This window comes from Arthrobacter sp. 05T420, assembly GCF_056396305.1.
Window position 1 is genome coordinate 80,316 of sequence record NZ_JBFTLG010000008.1, and the last position, 15,617, is coordinate 95,932.

Below are 15,617 nucleotides of genomic sequence, written 5' to 3' on the forward strand. Positions count from 1 at the left end.
GTCACCTCGTCCGTCCGGGAGTGCCGCGGTCCGGCGCGGTGGGAGGTGCGGTGTCCGGCGCGGTGAGGGTTGCGGTTTGAGATGGGGCGTCCGGCGCAAGGAACACCTCGAGGATGAAGTCGCGCTCCTGGTAGATCCCGCTGCCGGTCCAGCCCGGGCGCCGCCGGGCTGCGGCGTGGACCGCGTCGCCGTCGAGCTCCCAGCCGGAAACGGGGTGCCGCCAGTGGCACAGCACGAGCGTGCCGCCCGGCATGAGCGAGCCCTCAATCCCGTCGAACAGTCCGGCGAGCTCCGCGGGCGAGAGGTAGTAACCCACCTCTGAGACCACGACCAGGTCGAATGATCCGTCCGGCCACTCGTTCGGGACTGTCAGGTGGCGCGTGGTTGCCGCGGGCAGGTGGGCGAGCCGCCGGGCGGCGCGGTCCAGGGCCGTGCCGCTGGCGTCGACGGCGAGGAAGGTTCCGCACCGGGGCGCGAGCTCCGCGCTCAGCGTCCCTATCGAGCAGCCGATCTCCAGCCCGGCCGTGTAGCTGCTGCCGGGCAGCGCGGCGAGCGTCAGCGAACGCTTGCGCTGCTCGTACCAGCTCGAGGTGTAACTCCAGGGATCCTCGTCCCGGGCGTGGACCGCATCGAAGAGTCGCTCCGCGTCGCCCGCGGCGTAAGGGCGTGGGGACCCGGCGTCGGCCGGGGCATTTTTCGCCTGGACATTTTTGGCCGGGGCGTCGGATCCAACGCCGGATCCGACGTCTGCCGGGCCCTCCGCCGGGTGCCAGGCAAAGGTCTCCCAGGTCCGCTCAAAATGCGCCAGGAAAGCCGAAGGCAGGAGCACCTCGTCCCCCGGCAGCCCGGAGAGCGGCTGCACCTGGGACGTATGAGCCGCCATGGCGGCAGCCTTGGCAGCCAGCTCTGCCGGGCGCAGCGGCAGCCGGAACCAGCCGCGCCATGCCGCGCCGGCCGGGTCATCCGGCCCAGCAGGGTCATCCGGTTCCTCTGGCGCCGCCCACAACCAGTACCAGATGGGGTATTCGAGCAGCGCGTGGCCCGCCGCGGTGCTGAGCTCGGCGGCAATGGACCCGAGGACGTCGTGGTCGGTGTGTCCGTCCAACCTGTAGGGCGCCACGAGAACGATCTTGTCGGCGGCGTGCCCGCACGCCGCCACCGCCTCGCGGGCCGCGGCACGGATCAGCTCCCTGTGCCCGGCGAGTTGTCCGTCGGGGAGGCCAAGGCACCGCCACTCCAGGTCCCCGGCCCCGCCCGCGCCCCCGGAAAGTCGTTCCAGGGCGTGGCCGAACTCCTGCAAGCGGACCGCGGCGAGCTGTTCCGGCGTCGTGGTTGGGGAGCCGGGGTGCGATCCTTCCCCCGCCGTGCACAGCAGAACGCGGACCGTGGCGCCGACGGCGTGCAGCCGGGCCAGCAGTCCGCCGGCCCCGAGTGATTCGTCGTCCGGGTGCGCGGCCAGGACAATGAAGGCCCGGCCGGCGAGCGCCGCGTCATCCAGCGGCAGTTCCGGCAGCGCGGCAGCACGGCTGCCGGCCCACGCGGCCTCGGACGTCCCGGCGTCGTTGTGGGTGAAGGTCACCATGGGTTGCTTCCTGTCAGCGTCAGGGTGCCCAGTTGCGCGTCGTCGCGCATGGCGTGGTGCTGGCGGATGTACAGGGCGAGATCGGCCATCCGTTTTCCGTAGCGCTCGTCGAAGGCGAGCGGGGCCGGCCCCAGATTTTGGCTCACGAGGGTCTGGACGCGTTCGACGGCGGCGGCAACGCTTCCCCGCACCCGCAGGGCTTCCTGCCACGCACGGCGGTCCGAGAGCTCCCCTGCGTCGATCCTCGCGGCCGTTCCGGCCAGGTAGGCGGTCAGGGCGGCCAGCGTTCGGTCAATCTCGCCGAGATGGGCCAGTGCTATCTGATCCGGCTCGCGTCCGCCGTCGGCGGCTTGCCGCAGGGAGGCGGTGAAGCTGCGCGCCACGGCGACAGCGCCGCCCAGCCAGCAGGCGGCCACGCCCATGCCACCCCAGGCGAAGCCCGGGCGCTGGTAGTACCAGTCAGCGCCGCCGAGGGGCACGGCGGGGACGGCCTCGAAGTGGACGGTACCGCTGGGAATCTCGCGCAGCCCCCGGCTGGTCCACTCCGGATTCGCGAAGCTCACGCCGTGCGCGTGGAGGTCGACGCCGAACGCCGCCCGGCCACCGGTCTCCAGGTGGGCCGTCAGCACGGCATGATCCAGCTGCGCGGCGAGCGAGCACCAAGGCTTGGACCCCTGGAGGATCCAGCCGCCGGCGGATTCTTTGGCCTCAAGCCGCAGGCCGGGCGCCTCCGCGGCAAACACCCCCCAGGTCCCTTCGAACTCGGCGCCGTCGGGATCCGGGAAGTCCCCGCCGTCCCGTGCCGCCTTGGCTCCGGCCTGGGCGAGGATCGCCACGGCGTCCAGGTGCGGTTCCAGCACGCGTCCGGCAGCGACGTCGACGGCGGTCACGGAGGCAAGGATCTCCCACAGGAACGCGGTCCGGCCGTCCCCGGGCTTGGGCGCCGTCGCCGCTGCCGTCTTGGCCAGGTCCAGCAGCGCCGGGACATCGCCGACGGCGGCGTTCGCATCAGACAGCAGGGGGCTGATCGCGTCCAGGTCTGCGGCCGTGGAGCTGATCCTGACAGGTAGGGGGCGGAGGGAGGTGGGGATCCCGTTCATTTCGACTGCCTGTGTTCCTTCGGGCTGGGCGGATTCTGGCTGAGCGGATCGGGCGTGTGGGCGGGCCATGTGGCTGGAGTCCTGCGCGTCGGCGGCCGCGCCGCCATCGCTGGCGCCGTCGACAAGCAATCTAAGCATACTTAGCACTTGATGCTGGCCGGCCGCACCCGATCAGGCGGCGGGCCCCGGCGCTCGCGCGCCCGAGCGGACAAACTCGCGCGCCCGAGCGGACCAATCTCGTGCGCCTAGCTGACGATCGCGAGGGCGAAGCCGTCCCAGCCCTTCGAACCCACGGTCTGTATGACGGTGCCGTCCAGCCGCGGGTCATCTCCCAGCATCTGGAGAGCGCTGATGATTCCGGGGGCGTTTACCGGGTCCATCGATGCGTCCAGCACGGCGCCTTCCCACACGACGTTGTCCACCACGATGGTGGTGCCGGGCCGGCCAAGCCGGATGGCCCAGTCCAGGTAGCGGGGGTTGTTTTCCTTGTCGGCATCGATGAACACGAAGTCGAAGGGCGGCCCCGCCTCGCCTTCCAGCTCCTGTAGCGTGTCCAGCGCCGCGCCGACCCGGATGTCTACCTTGTGGCCCACCCCGGCTTCGTCAACGTTCGCGCGCGCAACGCGGGCGTGCAGCGGGAGGTACTCGCAGGTGACCAGCCGGCCGTCGTCGGGCAGCCCTTGGGCCATCCAGATGGTGCTGAAGCCGGCCAGCGTGCCGATCTCCAGGACGCGGCGGGCACCGGAGAGCCGGACCAGCAATTTCAGGAGTTTGCCGGCGTTGGGGGCCACTTCGATGGGCGGCATGCCTGCCTCGAGAGCGCTGGTTACGGCGCGTTTGAGTGAACTGTCCGGGCGGACCACTGCGTCGGAGAGGAAGTCCTCGACCGCGACCCAGCCGGGGGTGGACTGATGCTCGATCATGTCCCCAGTGTTCCAGCCGCCCGCGCCCGGCGGTAGCCTCCGGTTGCGGTTTCCGTCCGGGTTTCGGCCTGCGCCCCGCCTTAGGTACCCGGCCGGATTGGAATCTGCGGTCCGGTAGCGCCGTCGCCCTGCCCGTCGATGGCGCTTTCAAGCCGCTCCACCTTGCCGGTCAGCTCGTTGCTGTAGCCGGGCCGGATGTCCGCCTTGAGCACCAGCGAAACGCGGGAACCGTAGGCGCCCACGGCATCCGTGGCTCGTTTGACGACGTCCATGACCTCGTCCCACTCCCCCTCGATCTCGGTGAACATGGAACTCGTCCGGTTGGGCAGGCCGGACTCCCGGACGATCCGCACCGCGGCGGCGACGGCGTCGTGGACCGACGCGTCGCCGGGCGCCTGGCCGTTGGCGGGGTCACCGGAGGGTGCTACGGAGAATGCGACCAGCATGTGGTGGTTCCCTTCACTCAGTCCGGACAGCGGGCAAAATACAGGCCGTCCGGCACTAGTCTTTCACGCGATTTTGCCCTTGCAGCGTCCGGGCGTGCCTTAGAAACCGTCACATTAATCACTACCCGCCGGTAACAGGTTCGTGCACCCCTCGCGTTGCTAACCTAGGCAAATGAACCGGGCAGTAGACCGCAGGCCGCTCCGCGCAGATGCTGCGCGTAACGTGGACAAAATCATCGCCGCTGCCCGGCAGTGCTTCCGCGAGCACGGCCCCGAGGTGCCGCTGCAGACCATTGCCGTTACCGCCGGGGTGGGCCCTGCCACCCTCTTCCGGAATTTCTCCGACAAAGAAGAGCTGGTGCTCGCTGCCCTGAACCGGCAGCTCCGGCTGGAGGTGGATCCGGCCATCGATCAGGCGCTAGCGGATCCGGACGCCGCTGCCGGACTCTTCCGGGTCATCGATGCCACGATGCATGTTGCCAGCGAAGAGGCCAACCTTCTAAGTGCTGTCGCGGGCCGGCGCGGGCTGCTGGCCGGCATTACGGGCGGCCTGATTGAATCCATCGCCGTGCTGCTGGGCCGGGGCCAGGGCCAGGGCAGCCTGCGCAGCGATATTTCCATGACGGACATGATCCGCCTGCTGGCCATGCTGATCGGCGTCGTGGACACGATGGAACCGGGCTCCGACGCGTGGCGGCGGCCCGTGGCGCTGGTGGAGGACGCCATCCGGACGGAACGGCCGGACCGGGCGTTGCCGCCTCAGGCCCCGCTGGCAGGCACCGCCTTCGACGCCCTACTCGGCTAGAAAGCGTTCAAGGCTAGCCAGCCTTCCGGCTAGCCAGGCCGCGCTAGTCCTCCGCCGGCTTGTCTTTAGCTTCGAGCAGGTGCTGCTGCAACTTCTCTTCGGCGTCCCGACGGCGACGGGACACTTCACGCATTTCCCTGCTGGACTCAGTCCCGCCAGAATCAAACGGCTCCTGCTGCTGCTTGGAGCGCTGCACCTTGCGTGGGTCGGCGGTTTCCTGCTCGGCGGTTTCCCGCTCCGCGACTTCTGGCTCCGCGGCCTCCTGCCACGCAGCAGGCTGGTGGCCGTCCTGTTCGCTCATGTTCGAATGCTCCCACGCGATCCGCACGTCAAGTAGAGACTAAAGACCATTCCAGCCACGCCCACAGTCGGCGCTCGGAGCAGCCCTGGAGGGGTCCGCAGGGGGTCAATCCCAGCCCAGTAGCCGGAGCCCGGCGGCGGCAGCCGCGCCGGCGATCACCACCACCAAAAACGGCGCCCGGAACCACAAGGCGATGCCCGCGGCCGCCAATGCGCCCAGCCGCGCGTCCAGGACGAGCGACTGGCCGGAGGCGACGGCATTGACCGCCGTCAGGGACGCCAGCAGCCCGATCGTCATGGTCCCGGCAATCCTGGACATTCGGGGGTTGCGGAGCAGGCTGGCCGGCACCAGGTAGCCGAGCAGCTTCCACGCGTAGGCGAGCAGGCAGGAGAGCAGCAGCCAGATCCAGAGGTTCATGCGTCGTCTCCGTTGCGGTCGCCCCGGTGGTCGCCGGCAGGGCGGTGGTGGTGTTGCGCGTGCTGCTCGGCGTAGGGATCGACGTCCGGTTCCAGGCCCTCGTCGCTGCGGGCGTGGCTGAACCAGCCGATTCCGGCGGCGACCAGGGCGGCGACGAGAATGGGCACTCCCGGGGGCGCGAACGGCACGGCCAGCACGGTGGCCAGCGCGCAGACAACCGCTATCGCCACAGGTTCCCTGCCTTTCAGCCGCGGCCAGAGCAGGCCCAGGAAGGCCGCCACTGCGGCGCCGTCGAGCCCCCACTGTTTGGGATCCCCAAGTGCCCCGCCGGCCATCGCGCCGAGGGCTGTGAACAGGTTCCAAAGCACGAAGACACCGATTCCGGCGGTCCAGAAGCCGCGCTTCTGCTCGTCCGGGTCCGTCTGCCCCGTGCTGGTAGCGGTGGACTCGTCGATGGTCAGCTGGGCAGCGGCAAACCTGCGCCACCCCCGCGGCTGCAACAGGGCGTTGATTTGCATGCCGTAGATTCCGTTGCGCATGCCCAGAAGGGTCGCGGCGCCCATCGCGGCGACGCCGGACCCGCCGCCGGCCACGACGCCGATGAAGGCGAACTGCGAGCCACCGCTGAAGAGCAGCAGGCTCAGCGCCATGGTCTGCCAGAAATCCAGGCCCGAGGTGACGGAAAGCGCGCCGAAGGAGACGCCGTAAAGACCGGTGGCGATGCTGATCGACAACCCGATCCGCACTGCCGGCGACTGCAGGATTTTCACGGACGCCGGTTCTGCCGCGTCAGAGTCCAGGCCCACGCGATGAGGGGCGCCTGAAGTGGGAGCCTCAAGGTATGCACGCGTCGCCGCCGCGGCGTGCCCTCCGGTCCGTAGGCCTTGCGAAGGGCGTCGACATGGCCGGAAAGAAACGCGGTGAACAGTGCCGTGACGCAGCCGGCGGCGGCCCTGCGGGTGGCCGGGATCAGGAGCCCGACGGCGGCGGCGGCTTCCAGCAGCCCGCTGGCTGCCACCCATTCCTCACGGGACAGGACGGCCAGCGGGCCATTCGGCTGCCCGCCGGAGTCGTCCCGGCAGAGGATGTCGGGAACTACAGGGTGGAAAAATTCGGGCTCGCGGAAGTGCTTGGCGGCGCTGGTGAGCAGCAGCGCGCTCATCGCTGCCGCGGACAGCGTTTGGAGGTCCCGGCCGGACCAGCGAATTGGCATGCAACCACTCAACCACAGGGGGCACGCCGGCCGTAATCCGCCGGGGAGCCTCGGCGCCACAACGAATTCCGATCGGATCCGCCCAGTTCCGCCGCGCGGCCGGGCAGTTAGCGGAGGGGCTGGCGGTCCGTCATTAGCTGGGTCAGGACCTGGGCGGGCCAGTTCGTGGTGACCTCGTGGACCCCGAGTTCCCTGCACCGCTCGACGTCGACCTCGGCATCGACCGTCCACACCCGGACGCGTCGGCCCGAGCCAATCCAGCGCTCAACCGTCCCGGGGAACGCGCGGACGTACCCGATGCCAGGGCCGGCCATGCCAGCCTCGCCGGCGGCCAGGATCCGCTCGCCCTCCGCCTGGGCGGCCTTCATCACATTGGCCAGCGCCCCACCGGTCAGGGCACCGAGGCGCAGCTCCTCTCTGATTTCCGCCACATTGACGTCGTCCACGAGTTGGCAGACGGCCGCCGCCGGCACGGACTCAAGAAGGTGCATAACGGCGTCGGGGCTAAAGCTCATAAAGGAAACCATGATGCTATCCAGCATCGACGTGACCGGATTCCACCCCCTGTCCCTGAGGACGTCGAGGACCCGGTCCTCCAGTCCAAGATGGAACGAGCTGGGGTGTTTGAACTCAATCGCCAGGCCTATGGGGCGGCCCGCCGCCCGCAGGATCTCGAGCAGTTCCGGCAAGGTCAGGAACTGCTCAGACTTGGCGCCGTAGGCTTCCGGGATCCGGGCTCCTTTCCAGGAGGAGAAGTCCAGCCGCCGGAGCTCTTCCAACTTCCGGTCCGCGACCTGCCCGGTGCCGTCCGAGGTGCGGTCCAGGGTGGAATCGTGCAGGAGCACCACTTGCCGGTCCCGGGTCAGGTGGACATCGCATTCCACCCCGTCGGCGCCGTCCGCAATTGCCTGCAGGTACGCGGCCCTCGTGTGCTCGGCGAATGCACCGCTAGCGCCCCGGTGGGCATAGACCAGAGGACGGGCGGCGGCGGACTCGTCTGTCGTCATGGTGCCACGTTAGCGGACGGCCCGTTTCCTTGGCGGGACTAGGCTGGGCACATGCAGGTCAATACTGAGCCAACTTCCCTGACAGGTGCCTCTCCGGGCGGCGTCCGGCCGGACGGTCCTCCCGGGCAGCGTTCCGCAGCGTCCAGCGACGCCGAGAAGGCTGCGGCGCTGCGCCGGATGAAACTCCTGGCCCTCGCGCTCCTGATCGTCATGGCCGTGATCTTCGTCGTCGCGTTCGCCCTGCAGAAGCAGTATCCGGGGCTCGAATACGTCCGCGCGGCGGCCGAGGGCGGCATGGTCGGAGCCCTCGCCGACTGGTTCGCCGTTACCGCACTGTTCAAGTACCCGATGGGAATCAAGATCCCGCACACGGCGATCATCCCGCGCCGCAAAGACCAGATCGGCGCCTCGCTGGGCGAATTCGTGGAGACCAATTTCCTCTCCGAACAGGTGGTCCAGGAAAAACTCGCGTCCGCTGACATTGCGCGCAAAGCCGGCGCCTGGCTCTCCAGCCCCGGCGGCCCTGACCGCGTCGCCAAAGAGGGTGCCGCCGTCATCCGCGGCGCGTTCAAGGTCCTCAACGACGACGACGTCCAGGCCGTGATCGAGTCCATGGTCCGCAAGCACCTGCTCACTCCGCCGTGGGGACCGCCGGTGGGCCGGCTCGCCGAGCGGATCTTCGACGACGGCCACCACCACGCCCTGGTGGACCTGCTGGTAGACCGCACCGTGGACTGGGTGCGGGACAACCAGGAGACGGTCAACAGACTGGTCACCGACCGTTCCCCGACGTGGGTGCCGTCGTTCGTGGACGGGCTCGTGGGCGACAAGGTGTATGTGGAAATCCTGAAGTTCACCCGCGCCGTGCAGTCCAATCCGCAGCACCAGGTCCGCCAGTCGATCGACAAGTACCTCAAGGAACTCGCGCAGGACCTGCAGCACGACCCTGTCATGATCGCCCGTGCCGAGGGCATCAAGGCGCAGGTGCTCGGCGACCCTGAGATCCGCGAGCTCGCATCCCGCACCTGGGACACCATCAAGACGGCCCTGCTCTCCGCCGTCGATGACCCGCACAGCGAACTGACCGTCAAATTCAAGGCCGCCGTGCATGACTTCGGCACCCGGCTGCTGGTCGATCCCGATCTCGCCGGCAAGGTGAACGCGTGGATCGGCGACGCGGCGGGCTACCTCGTGAAGACCTACCGCTCGGACATCGCGGGCGTCATCACGGACACCGTGGCCCGCTGGGATGCTGAGGAAACGTCGCAGAAGATCGAGCTGCAGGTGGGCAGGGACCTGCAGTTCATCCGGATCAACGGCACCGTGGTGGGCGCCCTGGCCGGGCTGGCCATCTTCACGGTGGCCAGCATGCTGTTCGGCTAGTTACGTACCGGCCCGCGGGTCAGGCGAAACTCTCGAGCTCCACGCCGGCGGCCTCCAGCCCGGCCCGCACGGCGGCGGCAACGCTGACGGAGCCGGGAGTGTCGCCGTGCAGGCAAAGCGACTGCGGCTCGATCCGGAGCACTGTGCCGTCCACCGCCTCCACCTCGCCCTTCGTGGCGAGCCTGACCGCCCGCTCGGCGACCTGTCCGGCGTCGAGCAGCACCGCCCCTTCCTGTGCGCGGGGCACCAGCCTTCCGTCAGGGAAGTAGGCGCGGTCCGGGAAGGCTTCGGCGACGACGGGGTGCCCGGCGTCCCGGGCGATTTCGAGCAAGGCCGAGCCGGGGAGGCCCAGGACGGGCAGTCCGGGATCGTAGGCCTGGATGGCGGCAATGACTGCGGAGGCCTGCTCGGCGTCGCGCACGGTGCGGTCGTAGAGCGCCCCGTGCAGCTTGACGTAGTCCACCGAGGCGCCCACGGCATGGGCAACGCCGTCGAGCGCGCCGAGCTGGTACAGCACCGCGCCGAACAGGTCATCAAAGGTCATGTCCAGCGAGCGCAGGCCGAAGCCGGCCAGATCGGGGTAGCCAAGGTGGGCGCCGACGTTGACGTCGAGCTCGTAGGCCGCCCGGCAGGTGTCAAGCATTGTCACGGGGTCCCCTGCGTGCATCCCGCAGGCCACGCTGGCGCTGGTGATGAGCGGAAACATCGCGGCATCGTCACCCCTGGTCCAGGTTCCGTAGGCCTCCCCCAGGTCAGCGTTCAGATCCAAAACGTGCCGCCGTCCTTCGTTGTCTTCGGGGCGCCGTTGTTTTGTGGCGCATCCGGTGCCGCGTCCAGGGCCGACTCCGGCGCAGACTCGTAGAGCGCGGCCGTGCCGGTTGTTTCGGCAAGGGCCTGCAGCTCCCCCGGGATCGTGTCCGGGATGGGACCGAACGCTTCCCTGGCATTGGCGACGACGGCGCGGCCCATCAGCCGGTTGCCGACGCCGCCCACGACGGCGCCGATGCCGAAGGGAAGGGCGCGGCCCAACAGGGCCGATCCCTGGGTCTTGAGCAGGGAGCGGAGGAACATCGTCTGGATCTTGGCCCGCACTGTGCCAAAGCCGGCGAGCGGGACGCTGCGGGTGAAGGCCGTGGTCCAGGCCTGGGTGGGTCCCCTGCCCCGTCCTGCCGCCTGTCCGCTCAACGAGCTCAACAGTTCGGTGCCTTCCTCGCCCAACATGATCGCCATGACCAGGGTGCTGGCCCTGTCCGGGTCCACCATCCGCACGCCATGCAGTTCGGCCAGCGCTGTGGAGAACAATGCGGTGGCTTCGAGGAAGCCGACGGCCGCGGCGGCCGAAAGACCGAGGGCGGCCGCCGTTCCAACGCCCGGAATCACGGCTGCCCCGCCCACCAGCGCCCCGCCGCCGGTGACGGCCAGCAGGTAGTCGCGCTCCATGATGGCGGCGAGCTGAGCTGCCGTGGCGTGCGGGTGCTTGCGCTGGAGCCTGCGGATATTGGCCAGCACCAGCGGCCGCTGGACTTCAACTGCCCGCAGGAGCACCTTGTGGAGGCCTGGCCGGGGGTTGCCGGCGGCGTCGAACATCGCACTGTGGGCTGTCTGCTGGGCAACCTTAATTGCCGGGTTGCTGCGCTTGGCCATGATCGCCTCTCATCGGAACCAGAAAAGTAAGTTCACTTAACATTAGGGCACGGCCCGGCAAGCCGGGGTCCCGCTGGACCGCGGCGGGCGCCAGCCGGCCGCGTGGCCTGCTATTAGACTGGGCCCATGCCCGCCCTGCGAGCCCTCCGCCCCTTCGCGCACCGGGAGTACCGGGTGCTGATCACGGCGCTGGCCATCTCCATCTTCGGTTCGGGGATGTGGGCCGTTGCGATGGTCTACGAGGTCATCTACCTGGGCGGCGGTCCACTGGAGCTCTCGCTGGTGGCTGCGGCGGGCAGCGTTGGGCTCGTGGCGTTTCTGCTGGCCGGCGGCATCGCCGCGGACCGCGTTCCCCAACGGCTGCTGATCATCGCGGTCGAGGGCGCCAACCTCGCCGTCATCGCCAGCATCAGCGCACTGGCCCTGGCGGGCTTGCTGCAGCTCTGGCATCTGGCGCTGGGGGCCTTCGTGCTCGGCGTCGGGGCTGCCTTCTTCTTCCCCGCCTATTCCGCCATTCTGCCGCGGATCCTGCCGCCCGAGGACCTGCTGGCGGCCAACGGCGTGGAGGGAACCATGCGGCCAATCCTGCAGCAGGCGGCCGGGCCTGCCGTCGCGGGCGTCCTGGTGGCGGCCATGTCCCCCTCGTACGCAGTCACCGGCGTGGCGGCCTGCCACCTGCTGGCTTTCTCCATCCTGAACTTCCTCCACCGACAGCCCGCGGCGGGGGCGCCGAGCGCTGCGGGCAGCGCCGGCGGCCGGAGGCGGGCGAAGACGTCCTTGCGCCATGACCTCCGCGAGGGCGTCAGCTATACCGTGCGCACGCCCTGGCTGCTGTGGACCCTGCTCTGGGCCTGCATTTCAGTGCTGTTCCTGATCGGCCCCATCGAGGTCCTGGTCCCGTTCGTGGTCCGGGACCAGCTCGGTGGGGATGCGCGCATGTTCGGCTTCCTGCTCGCCGTCATGGGCGTCGGCGGCGCCGCAGCCTCGCTGGCAACGGCCTCTTTTCCCCTTCCGCGCCGCTACCTCACCGTCATGATGGTGTCTTGGGGAGCGGGCAGCCTGCCGATCGCCGCCATCGGAATTATGGACAGCTTCTGGGCCCTGGCAGCAGCACTGTTCATCTTCGGCGCCACCGGCAGCGTGGGCATGGTGATCTGGGGAACCCTGCTCCAGCGCCGCGTGCCGCCGCATCTGCTGGGCCGCGTCTCCAGCCTGGATTTCTTCGTGTCGCTGGCGCTCATGCCGGTCTCCATGGCACTGGCCGGACCGGCCGCCGAGGTGCTGCCGCTGTGGCTGATCTTCCTCGTCGCGGGGACCGTGTGTCCGGTGATGGCCGTCGTCGCGATGGTGGTGGCGCGGATGCCGTCCGATGAGCTGGCCAACCCGCTCGTCCGCGGCGCGGAAGTGTCCAGCGGCGCAGAAGAGGCCAGCGGCGCGGAAGAGGCCAGCGGAGCAGAACACGCCGGCCGCGCCGACGACCCTGCCGAAGCCCTCGGATCAGGGGAGCCCGGCCAGAAGTAACGCGGGGTCATTTAGCGCCCATGTCCGGGGGGATCATGGGCGCTAAGTGACCCCGCGTTGCTTTGGCGGTGCCTCAGACTGCGGCGCGCACCACCGGGATCGACGACGTCGGAAGGCCGCTGGGGAAGATGGTCGGCTCAGGGGCCGTGACGGGCGCCAGCGGGACCCGGACCGGGCCGCCGTCGACGGTGAGCAGTTCCCCGCGCACGTCGATCTCCAATGGGGCGCCTTCACGGACCGTCAGGCTGATCGAATCCTGTTCCAGCACGACGTGCAGGAGCCTGCCCTGGATTTTCAGGTGGAACTCAAGTCCGTCCCATTCGGCAGGCAGCCGCGGATCGAAGTACGGCACCGCGCCCTGGTCCCGCAGACCGGCGAAGCCGCTGACCAACGAGCTCCACACCCCGCCGGTGGAGGCGATGTGGACGCCGTCGATCGTGTTGCCGTGGGTGTCGTCGAGGTCGATGAACAGGGCGTGCGTGAAGTGGTCCAGCGCAGCCTTCCCGTAGCCGACCTCGGCCGCCATGATCCCCTGGACACAGGCGGACAGCGTGGAGTCGCCGGTGGTGATGGGATCGTAGAAGTCGAATGCGCGGCGCTTTTCCTCGGCGGTGAAGTCCTGCCATTGCAGGAACATGGCCAGCACGGTGTCGGCCTGCTTCAGGACCTGGTGCCGGTAGATCACCAGCGGGTGGAAGTGCAGCAGCAGCGGGTACTTGGACCGGGGCGTGGTCCAGTCCCACGGCTCCAAGGCCATGAAGTCGTTGTCCTGGGAGTGGACCTGGAGGTCTTCGTCGTAGGGCAGCTGCATGCGGTTGGCGGCCTGCTCCCAAAGCTCGCGTTCGGCGTCGTCGATCTCCGGGTGATCCAGGGCCGCGGCGGTGCGCAGGTTGAAGCGCGCCATGACGTTTGTGTACAGGTTGTCGTTGACGACGGCGGTGTACTCGTCGGGGCCGGTGACGCCGTGGATGTGGAAGAGCCCGTCCTTGCCGAAGAAACCCAGCGAGACCCACATCCGGGCGGTTTCGATCAGCAACTCGGAGCCCAGGGTGTCCTGGAACTCGGTGTCCCCGCTGGCCCAGATGTACCGGTTGGTCGCGAACGCGATCGCGGCGGCGATGTGGAATTGCGCGGTGCCGGCCGCGTAGTAGGCGCTGGCCTCGAGTCCGTTGATGGTGCGCCAGGGGAAGAGGGCGCCGTCCACGCTGAGCTCCTTGGCGCGGATCTTCGCCTCGGGCAGGAGGTTGTGGCGGAATTCCAGGACCTGGCGGGCGTTGCCCGGGTTCGTGTAGGTCAGGTAGGGCAGCAAGTACACTTCCTGGTCCCAGAAGTAGTGGCCGTCGTAGCCGGAGCCGGACACGCCCTTGGCCGGGATGCCGGCCACGTCGGCGCAGGCGGTGGCCTGTGCGAGCTGGAAGAGGTTCCACCGGACACCCTGCTGGAGCTCGGTCTGGCCTGCCACCACGATGTCGCTGGTGCTCCAGTAGGCGCGGTAGTGGGCCTCGCTCTGGGCAAAGACCTCGCTGACCGGCAACAAGGCCGCTTCGGCGTCGTCGGCCAAGTCCGCCGAGGCCTGGCCCACGGCGTAGGTGACGCTCTTCTCCAGCACGAACGGTGCGTCCGCGCTGACGGCGAGCACGTAGCGGACGCTGCTGTCGTCCTGGTCCACCAGGGTATCGAAGGGCTGGACCCCGGCCGAGGTCCAGTGGTCCACGGCCATTCCGAGTCGCTGCTCGGATTCCGCAGCTTCCCACGCGAGGCGCAGGGAGCCGTCGCCGCCTTCGAGACGCAACGGAAGCAGCACGCGTCCGGCGTGGCGGCCGGCACGGCGCGGGTCATGGGCGGAGTGATCGTCCACCGGCTGGTCCTGGCGGTTGATAACCGAGGACGTGACGTCCGCGGAGATATCCCGGTCGGCCGCCACTTCGAGGCTGATGCCCAGCGCCCCGCGGGATTCGTAGCCGACGGCGCGGCGTTCGGTAGTGGTCACGGTCGCGCCGGAGCGGCACTGCCAGGTGATCCGGCACTCGTAGATACCGGTGGCGAAGTCCACCGAGCGGCGGTAGTCCAGCACCGTCGACTCGTCCAGGCTCAACGGCTCGCCGTCGATGATGACGGTGAAGTTGTTGGCGTCCGGGACGTAGAGGATCCGCTGCCCAGTGCGCGCGAAGCCGTAGGCGTTTTCCGCGTGCTTGATGTCCCAGGTCTCGTGGAAGCCGTTGATGAAGCTGCCGGGAAGTTCGGCGTCAGCGGCGCCCCAGTGCGCGCCGCGGATGCCCAGGTGCCCGTTGCCGAGGCTGAACAGGGTCTCCAAGGTGCCGGCGTTGCCGGGCAGGTGGACGGTCTCGACCAGCTGCCAGGGATCGTTGGGGAACCGGGCGCGGTCCGAGGTGATGAGGGCCATGGTTTAGGGGTTCTTTCGGCGGGAGTAGGCAGTGAGCTAGGCGGTGGGAGATGGCAGCCGCAGGGGCTGAGCTTATGGCGGCGGAAGCCGGCGCTGGGTTAGAGCAGTTCGGCGAGGTCGTTGACCACTACCGTGGCCCCGGCGTCGAGGAGGGTCTGCCGGCCGGCGCCGCGGTCGACGCCGATCACCGACCGGAAGTCTCCCGCACTGCCGGCCTGGACGCCGGAGACGGCGTCCTCCACCACAACGCAGTCCTGGCTCGGCAGATCCAGGAGCCGGGCGGCGTATTCGTAGGTGGCAGGGCTGGGCTTGCCGGGTAGGCCCTCGGCGACTGCGACGACACCATCGACCACAACGGGGAAGTAATCGGAGAGCCCGGCGGCTTTGAGCACGGCCGGGGCGTTGCGGGAGGAGGAGACGACGGCGAGCTTGAGTCCGCGGGCCAGCGCGGCGTCGACCAGCCGGACGGAGCCCTCGTAGGGCTGGACTCCGCCGGCCTCGACGATGTCGTTGAAGACCTTGTTCTTGCGGTTGCCCAGCCCATGGACGGTGTCATGCGCGGGCTCGTCGTCCGCCGGGCCCTCGGGCAGCACAATCCCGCGGGAGGCCAGGAAGTCCCGGACGCCGTCGAAGCGCGGCTTGCCGTCGATGTGGTCGAAGTAGTCGCTCTCACGGTACGGCGCGGCATCAGGGACCGAGGCCAGGAATCCGTCGAAGAGCTGCTTCCAGGCCTGCTCGTGCACCACCGCGGTGGGCGTCAGGACGCCGTCGAGGTCAAAAAGGATGGCGGATGCGCCGGAGAGTGCACCGGCGAGGCCGGAGGTGTCGGGAACTACAGTCATGAGTCAGGGGCCTTTCAGACAACGGGCAA

General features: G+C 69.1%; 16 protein-coding genes. 3 read left to right on the forward strand and 13 right to left on the reverse strand.

The window, feature by feature from the left end:
• Position 1: 1 nt before the first annotated feature.
• The 4 genes from AC1DEM_RS09690 to AC1DEM_RS09705 form a co-directional block, all read right to left on the reverse strand.
• Positions 2 to 1,582: a PIG-L family deacetylase gene (locus AC1DEM_RS09690; protein WP_476884157.1), complete on the reverse strand. Its 1,581-nt coding sequence runs from the start codon at positions 1,580 to 1,582 to the stop codon at positions 2 to 4.
• On the reverse strand, positions 1,576 to 2,682 hold the full coding sequence (locus AC1DEM_RS09695; RefSeq protein WP_476884245.1) for an acyl-CoA dehydrogenase family protein: 1,107 nt from the start codon (positions 2,680 to 2,682) through the stop codon (positions 1,576 to 1,578). Before AC1DEM_RS09695 ends, AC1DEM_RS09690 begins: the two co-directional genes overlap by 7 nt.
• Positions 2,683 to 2,927: 245 nt before the next feature.
• The gene (locus AC1DEM_RS09700; protein ID WP_476884158.1) at positions 2,928 to 3,605 is read right to left on the reverse strand and encodes an O-methyltransferase; all 678 of its coding nucleotides are present in this window, start codon (positions 3,603 to 3,605) and stop codon (positions 2,928 to 2,930) included.
• A gap of 80 nt (positions 3,606 to 3,685) precedes the next feature.
• Positions 3,686 to 4,051 carry a thiamine-binding protein gene (locus AC1DEM_RS09705; protein WP_476884159.1) on the reverse strand — a complete coding sequence of 122 codons (366 nt, stop codon included), beginning with the start codon at positions 4,049 to 4,051 and terminating at the stop codon, positions 3,686 to 3,688.
• 172 nt (positions 4,052 to 4,223) lie between these two features.
• On the opposite strand from AC1DEM_RS09705, the gene AC1DEM_RS09710 reads away from it, so the two are divergent.
• A complete protein-coding gene (locus AC1DEM_RS09710) occupies positions 4,224 to 4,856 on the forward strand; it encodes a TetR/AcrR family transcriptional regulator (RefSeq protein ID WP_476884160.1) in 633 nt (210 codons plus the stop codon).
• A 43-nt stretch (positions 4,857 to 4,899) separates the two neighbouring features.
• On the opposite strand, the gene AC1DEM_RS09715 is transcribed toward AC1DEM_RS09710, so the two are convergent.
• The 5 genes from AC1DEM_RS09715 to AC1DEM_RS09735 all read right to left on the reverse strand — a co-directional run bounded on the left by AC1DEM_RS09715 (position 4,900) and on the right by AC1DEM_RS09735 (position 7,794).
• Positions 4,900 to 5,157: a hypothetical protein gene (locus AC1DEM_RS09715; RefSeq protein WP_476884161.1), complete on the reverse strand. Its 258-nt coding sequence runs from the start codon at positions 5,155 to 5,157 to the stop codon at positions 4,900 to 4,902.
• Positions 5,158 to 5,262: 105 nt separating this feature from the next.
• Complete coding sequence (locus AC1DEM_RS09720) at positions 5,263 to 5,574, reverse strand: AzlD domain-containing protein (protein ID WP_476884162.1); 312 nt, start codon at positions 5,572 to 5,574, stop codon at positions 5,263 to 5,265.
• Entirely contained in the window at positions 5,571 to 6,344 is a 774-nt protein-coding gene (locus AC1DEM_RS09725; protein WP_476884163.1) for an AzlC family ABC transporter permease, read from the reverse strand. Before AC1DEM_RS09725 ends, AC1DEM_RS09720 begins: the two co-directional genes overlap by 4 nt.
• Complete coding sequence (locus tag AC1DEM_RS09730) at positions 6,341 to 6,787, reverse strand: DoxX family protein (RefSeq protein WP_476884164.1); 447 nt, start codon at positions 6,785 to 6,787, stop codon at positions 6,341 to 6,343. The genes AC1DEM_RS09725 and AC1DEM_RS09730 overlap by 4 nt, the downstream gene beginning before the upstream one ends.
• A gap of 107 nt (positions 6,788 to 6,894) precedes the next feature.
• Positions 6,895 to 7,794, reverse strand: coding sequence for a glycerophosphodiester phosphodiesterase (locus tag AC1DEM_RS09735; protein WP_476884165.1), 900 nt, complete (start codon positions 7,792 to 7,794; stop codon positions 6,895 to 6,897).
• Positions 7,795 to 7,845: 51 nt separating this feature from the next.
• On the opposite strand from AC1DEM_RS09735, the gene AC1DEM_RS09740 reads away from it, so the two are divergent.
• Positions 7,846 to 9,177, forward strand: coding sequence for a DUF445 domain-containing protein (locus AC1DEM_RS09740; RefSeq protein WP_476884166.1), 1,332 nt, complete (start codon positions 7,846 to 7,848; stop codon positions 9,175 to 9,177).
• Positions 9,178 to 9,196: 19 nt separating this feature from the next.
• Here AC1DEM_RS09740 and AC1DEM_RS09745 read toward each other — a convergent pair whose 3' ends face one another.
• Both AC1DEM_RS09745 and AC1DEM_RS09750 read right to left on the reverse strand, forming a co-directional pair.
• A complete protein-coding gene (locus AC1DEM_RS09745) occupies positions 9,197 to 9,946 on the reverse strand; it encodes a LamB/YcsF family protein (protein WP_476884167.1) in 750 nt (249 codons plus the stop codon).
• Positions 9,937 to 10,821 carry a hypothetical protein gene (locus AC1DEM_RS09750; RefSeq protein WP_476884168.1) on the reverse strand — a complete coding sequence of 295 codons (885 nt, stop codon included), beginning with the start codon at positions 10,819 to 10,821 and terminating at the stop codon, positions 9,937 to 9,939. Before AC1DEM_RS09750 ends, AC1DEM_RS09745 begins: the two co-directional genes overlap by 10 nt.
• Before the next feature lie 126 nt (positions 10,822 to 10,947).
• On the opposite strand from AC1DEM_RS09750, the gene AC1DEM_RS09755 reads away from it, so the two are divergent.
• Complete coding sequence (locus tag AC1DEM_RS09755; protein WP_476884169.1) at positions 10,948 to 12,342, forward strand: MFS transporter; 1,395 nt, start codon at positions 10,948 to 10,950, stop codon at positions 12,340 to 12,342.
• Between the two features lie 73 nt (positions 12,343 to 12,415).
• Here the strand turns inward: AC1DEM_RS09755 and AC1DEM_RS09760 are convergent, their stop codons facing one another.
• Together AC1DEM_RS09760 and AC1DEM_RS09765 are read right to left on the reverse strand one after the other, a co-directional pair.
• A complete protein-coding gene (locus AC1DEM_RS09760) occupies positions 12,416 to 14,746 on the reverse strand; it encodes a glycoside hydrolase family 65 protein (protein ID WP_476884170.1) in 2,331 nt (776 codons plus the stop codon).
• A 98-nt stretch (positions 14,747 to 14,844) separates the two neighbouring features.
• Positions 14,845 to 15,588 (reverse strand): HAD family hydrolase, encoded by a 744-nt coding sequence (locus AC1DEM_RS09765; RefSeq protein WP_476884171.1) that lies wholly within the window; start codon positions 15,586 to 15,588, stop codon positions 14,845 to 14,847.
• Positions 15,589 to 15,617: the final 29 nt, after the last annotated feature.

Coding starts and splice junctions, on each gene's coding strand:
- AC1DEM_RS09690 (WP_476884157.1), bottom strand. CDS start 1,582: ATGGTGACCTTCACCCACAACGACGCCGGGACGTCCGAGGCCGCGTGG.
- AC1DEM_RS09695 (WP_476884245.1), bottom strand. CDS start 2,682: ATGAACGGGATCCCCACCTCCCTCCGCCCCCTACCTGTCAGGATCAGC.
- AC1DEM_RS09700 (WP_476884158.1), bottom strand. CDS start 3,605: ATGATCGAGCATCAGTCCACCCCCGGCTGGGTCGCGGTCGAGGACTTC.
- AC1DEM_RS09705 (WP_476884159.1), bottom strand. CDS start 4,051: ATGCTGGTCGCATTCTCCGTAGCACCCTCCGGTGACCCCGCCAACGGC.
- AC1DEM_RS09710 (WP_476884160.1), top strand. CDS start 4,224: ATGAACCGGGCAGTAGACCGCAGGCCGCTCCGCGCAGATGCTGCGCGT.
- AC1DEM_RS09715 (WP_476884161.1), bottom strand. CDS start 5,157: ATGAGCGAACAGGACGGCCACCAGCCTGCTGCGTGGCAGGAGGCCGCG.
- AC1DEM_RS09720 (WP_476884162.1), bottom strand. CDS start 5,574: ATGAACCTCTGGATCTGGCTGCTGCTCTCCTGCCTGCTCGCCTACGCG.
- AC1DEM_RS09730 (WP_476884164.1), bottom strand. CDS start 6,787: ATGCCAATTCGCTGGTCCGGCCGGGACCTCCAAACGCTGTCCGCGGCA.
- AC1DEM_RS09735 (WP_476884165.1), bottom strand. CDS start 7,794: ATGACGACAGACGAGTCCGCCGCCGCCCGTCCTCTGGTCTATGCCCAC.
- AC1DEM_RS09740 (WP_476884166.1), top strand. CDS start 7,846: ATGCAGGTCAATACTGAGCCAACTTCCCTGACAGGTGCCTCTCCGGGC.
- AC1DEM_RS09750 (WP_476884168.1), bottom strand. CDS start 10,821: ATGGCCAAGCGCAGCAACCCGGCAATTAAGGTTGCCCAGCAGACAGCC.
- AC1DEM_RS09755 (WP_476884169.1), top strand. CDS start 10,948: ATGCCCGCCCTGCGAGCCCTCCGCCCCTTCGCGCACCGGGAGTACCGG.
- AC1DEM_RS09760 (WP_476884170.1), bottom strand. CDS start 14,746: ATGGCCCTCATCACCTCGGACCGCGCCCGGTTCCCCAACGATCCCTGG.
- AC1DEM_RS09765 (WP_476884171.1), bottom strand. CDS start 15,588: ATGACTGTAGTTCCCGACACCTCCGGCCTCGCCGGTGCACTCTCCGGC.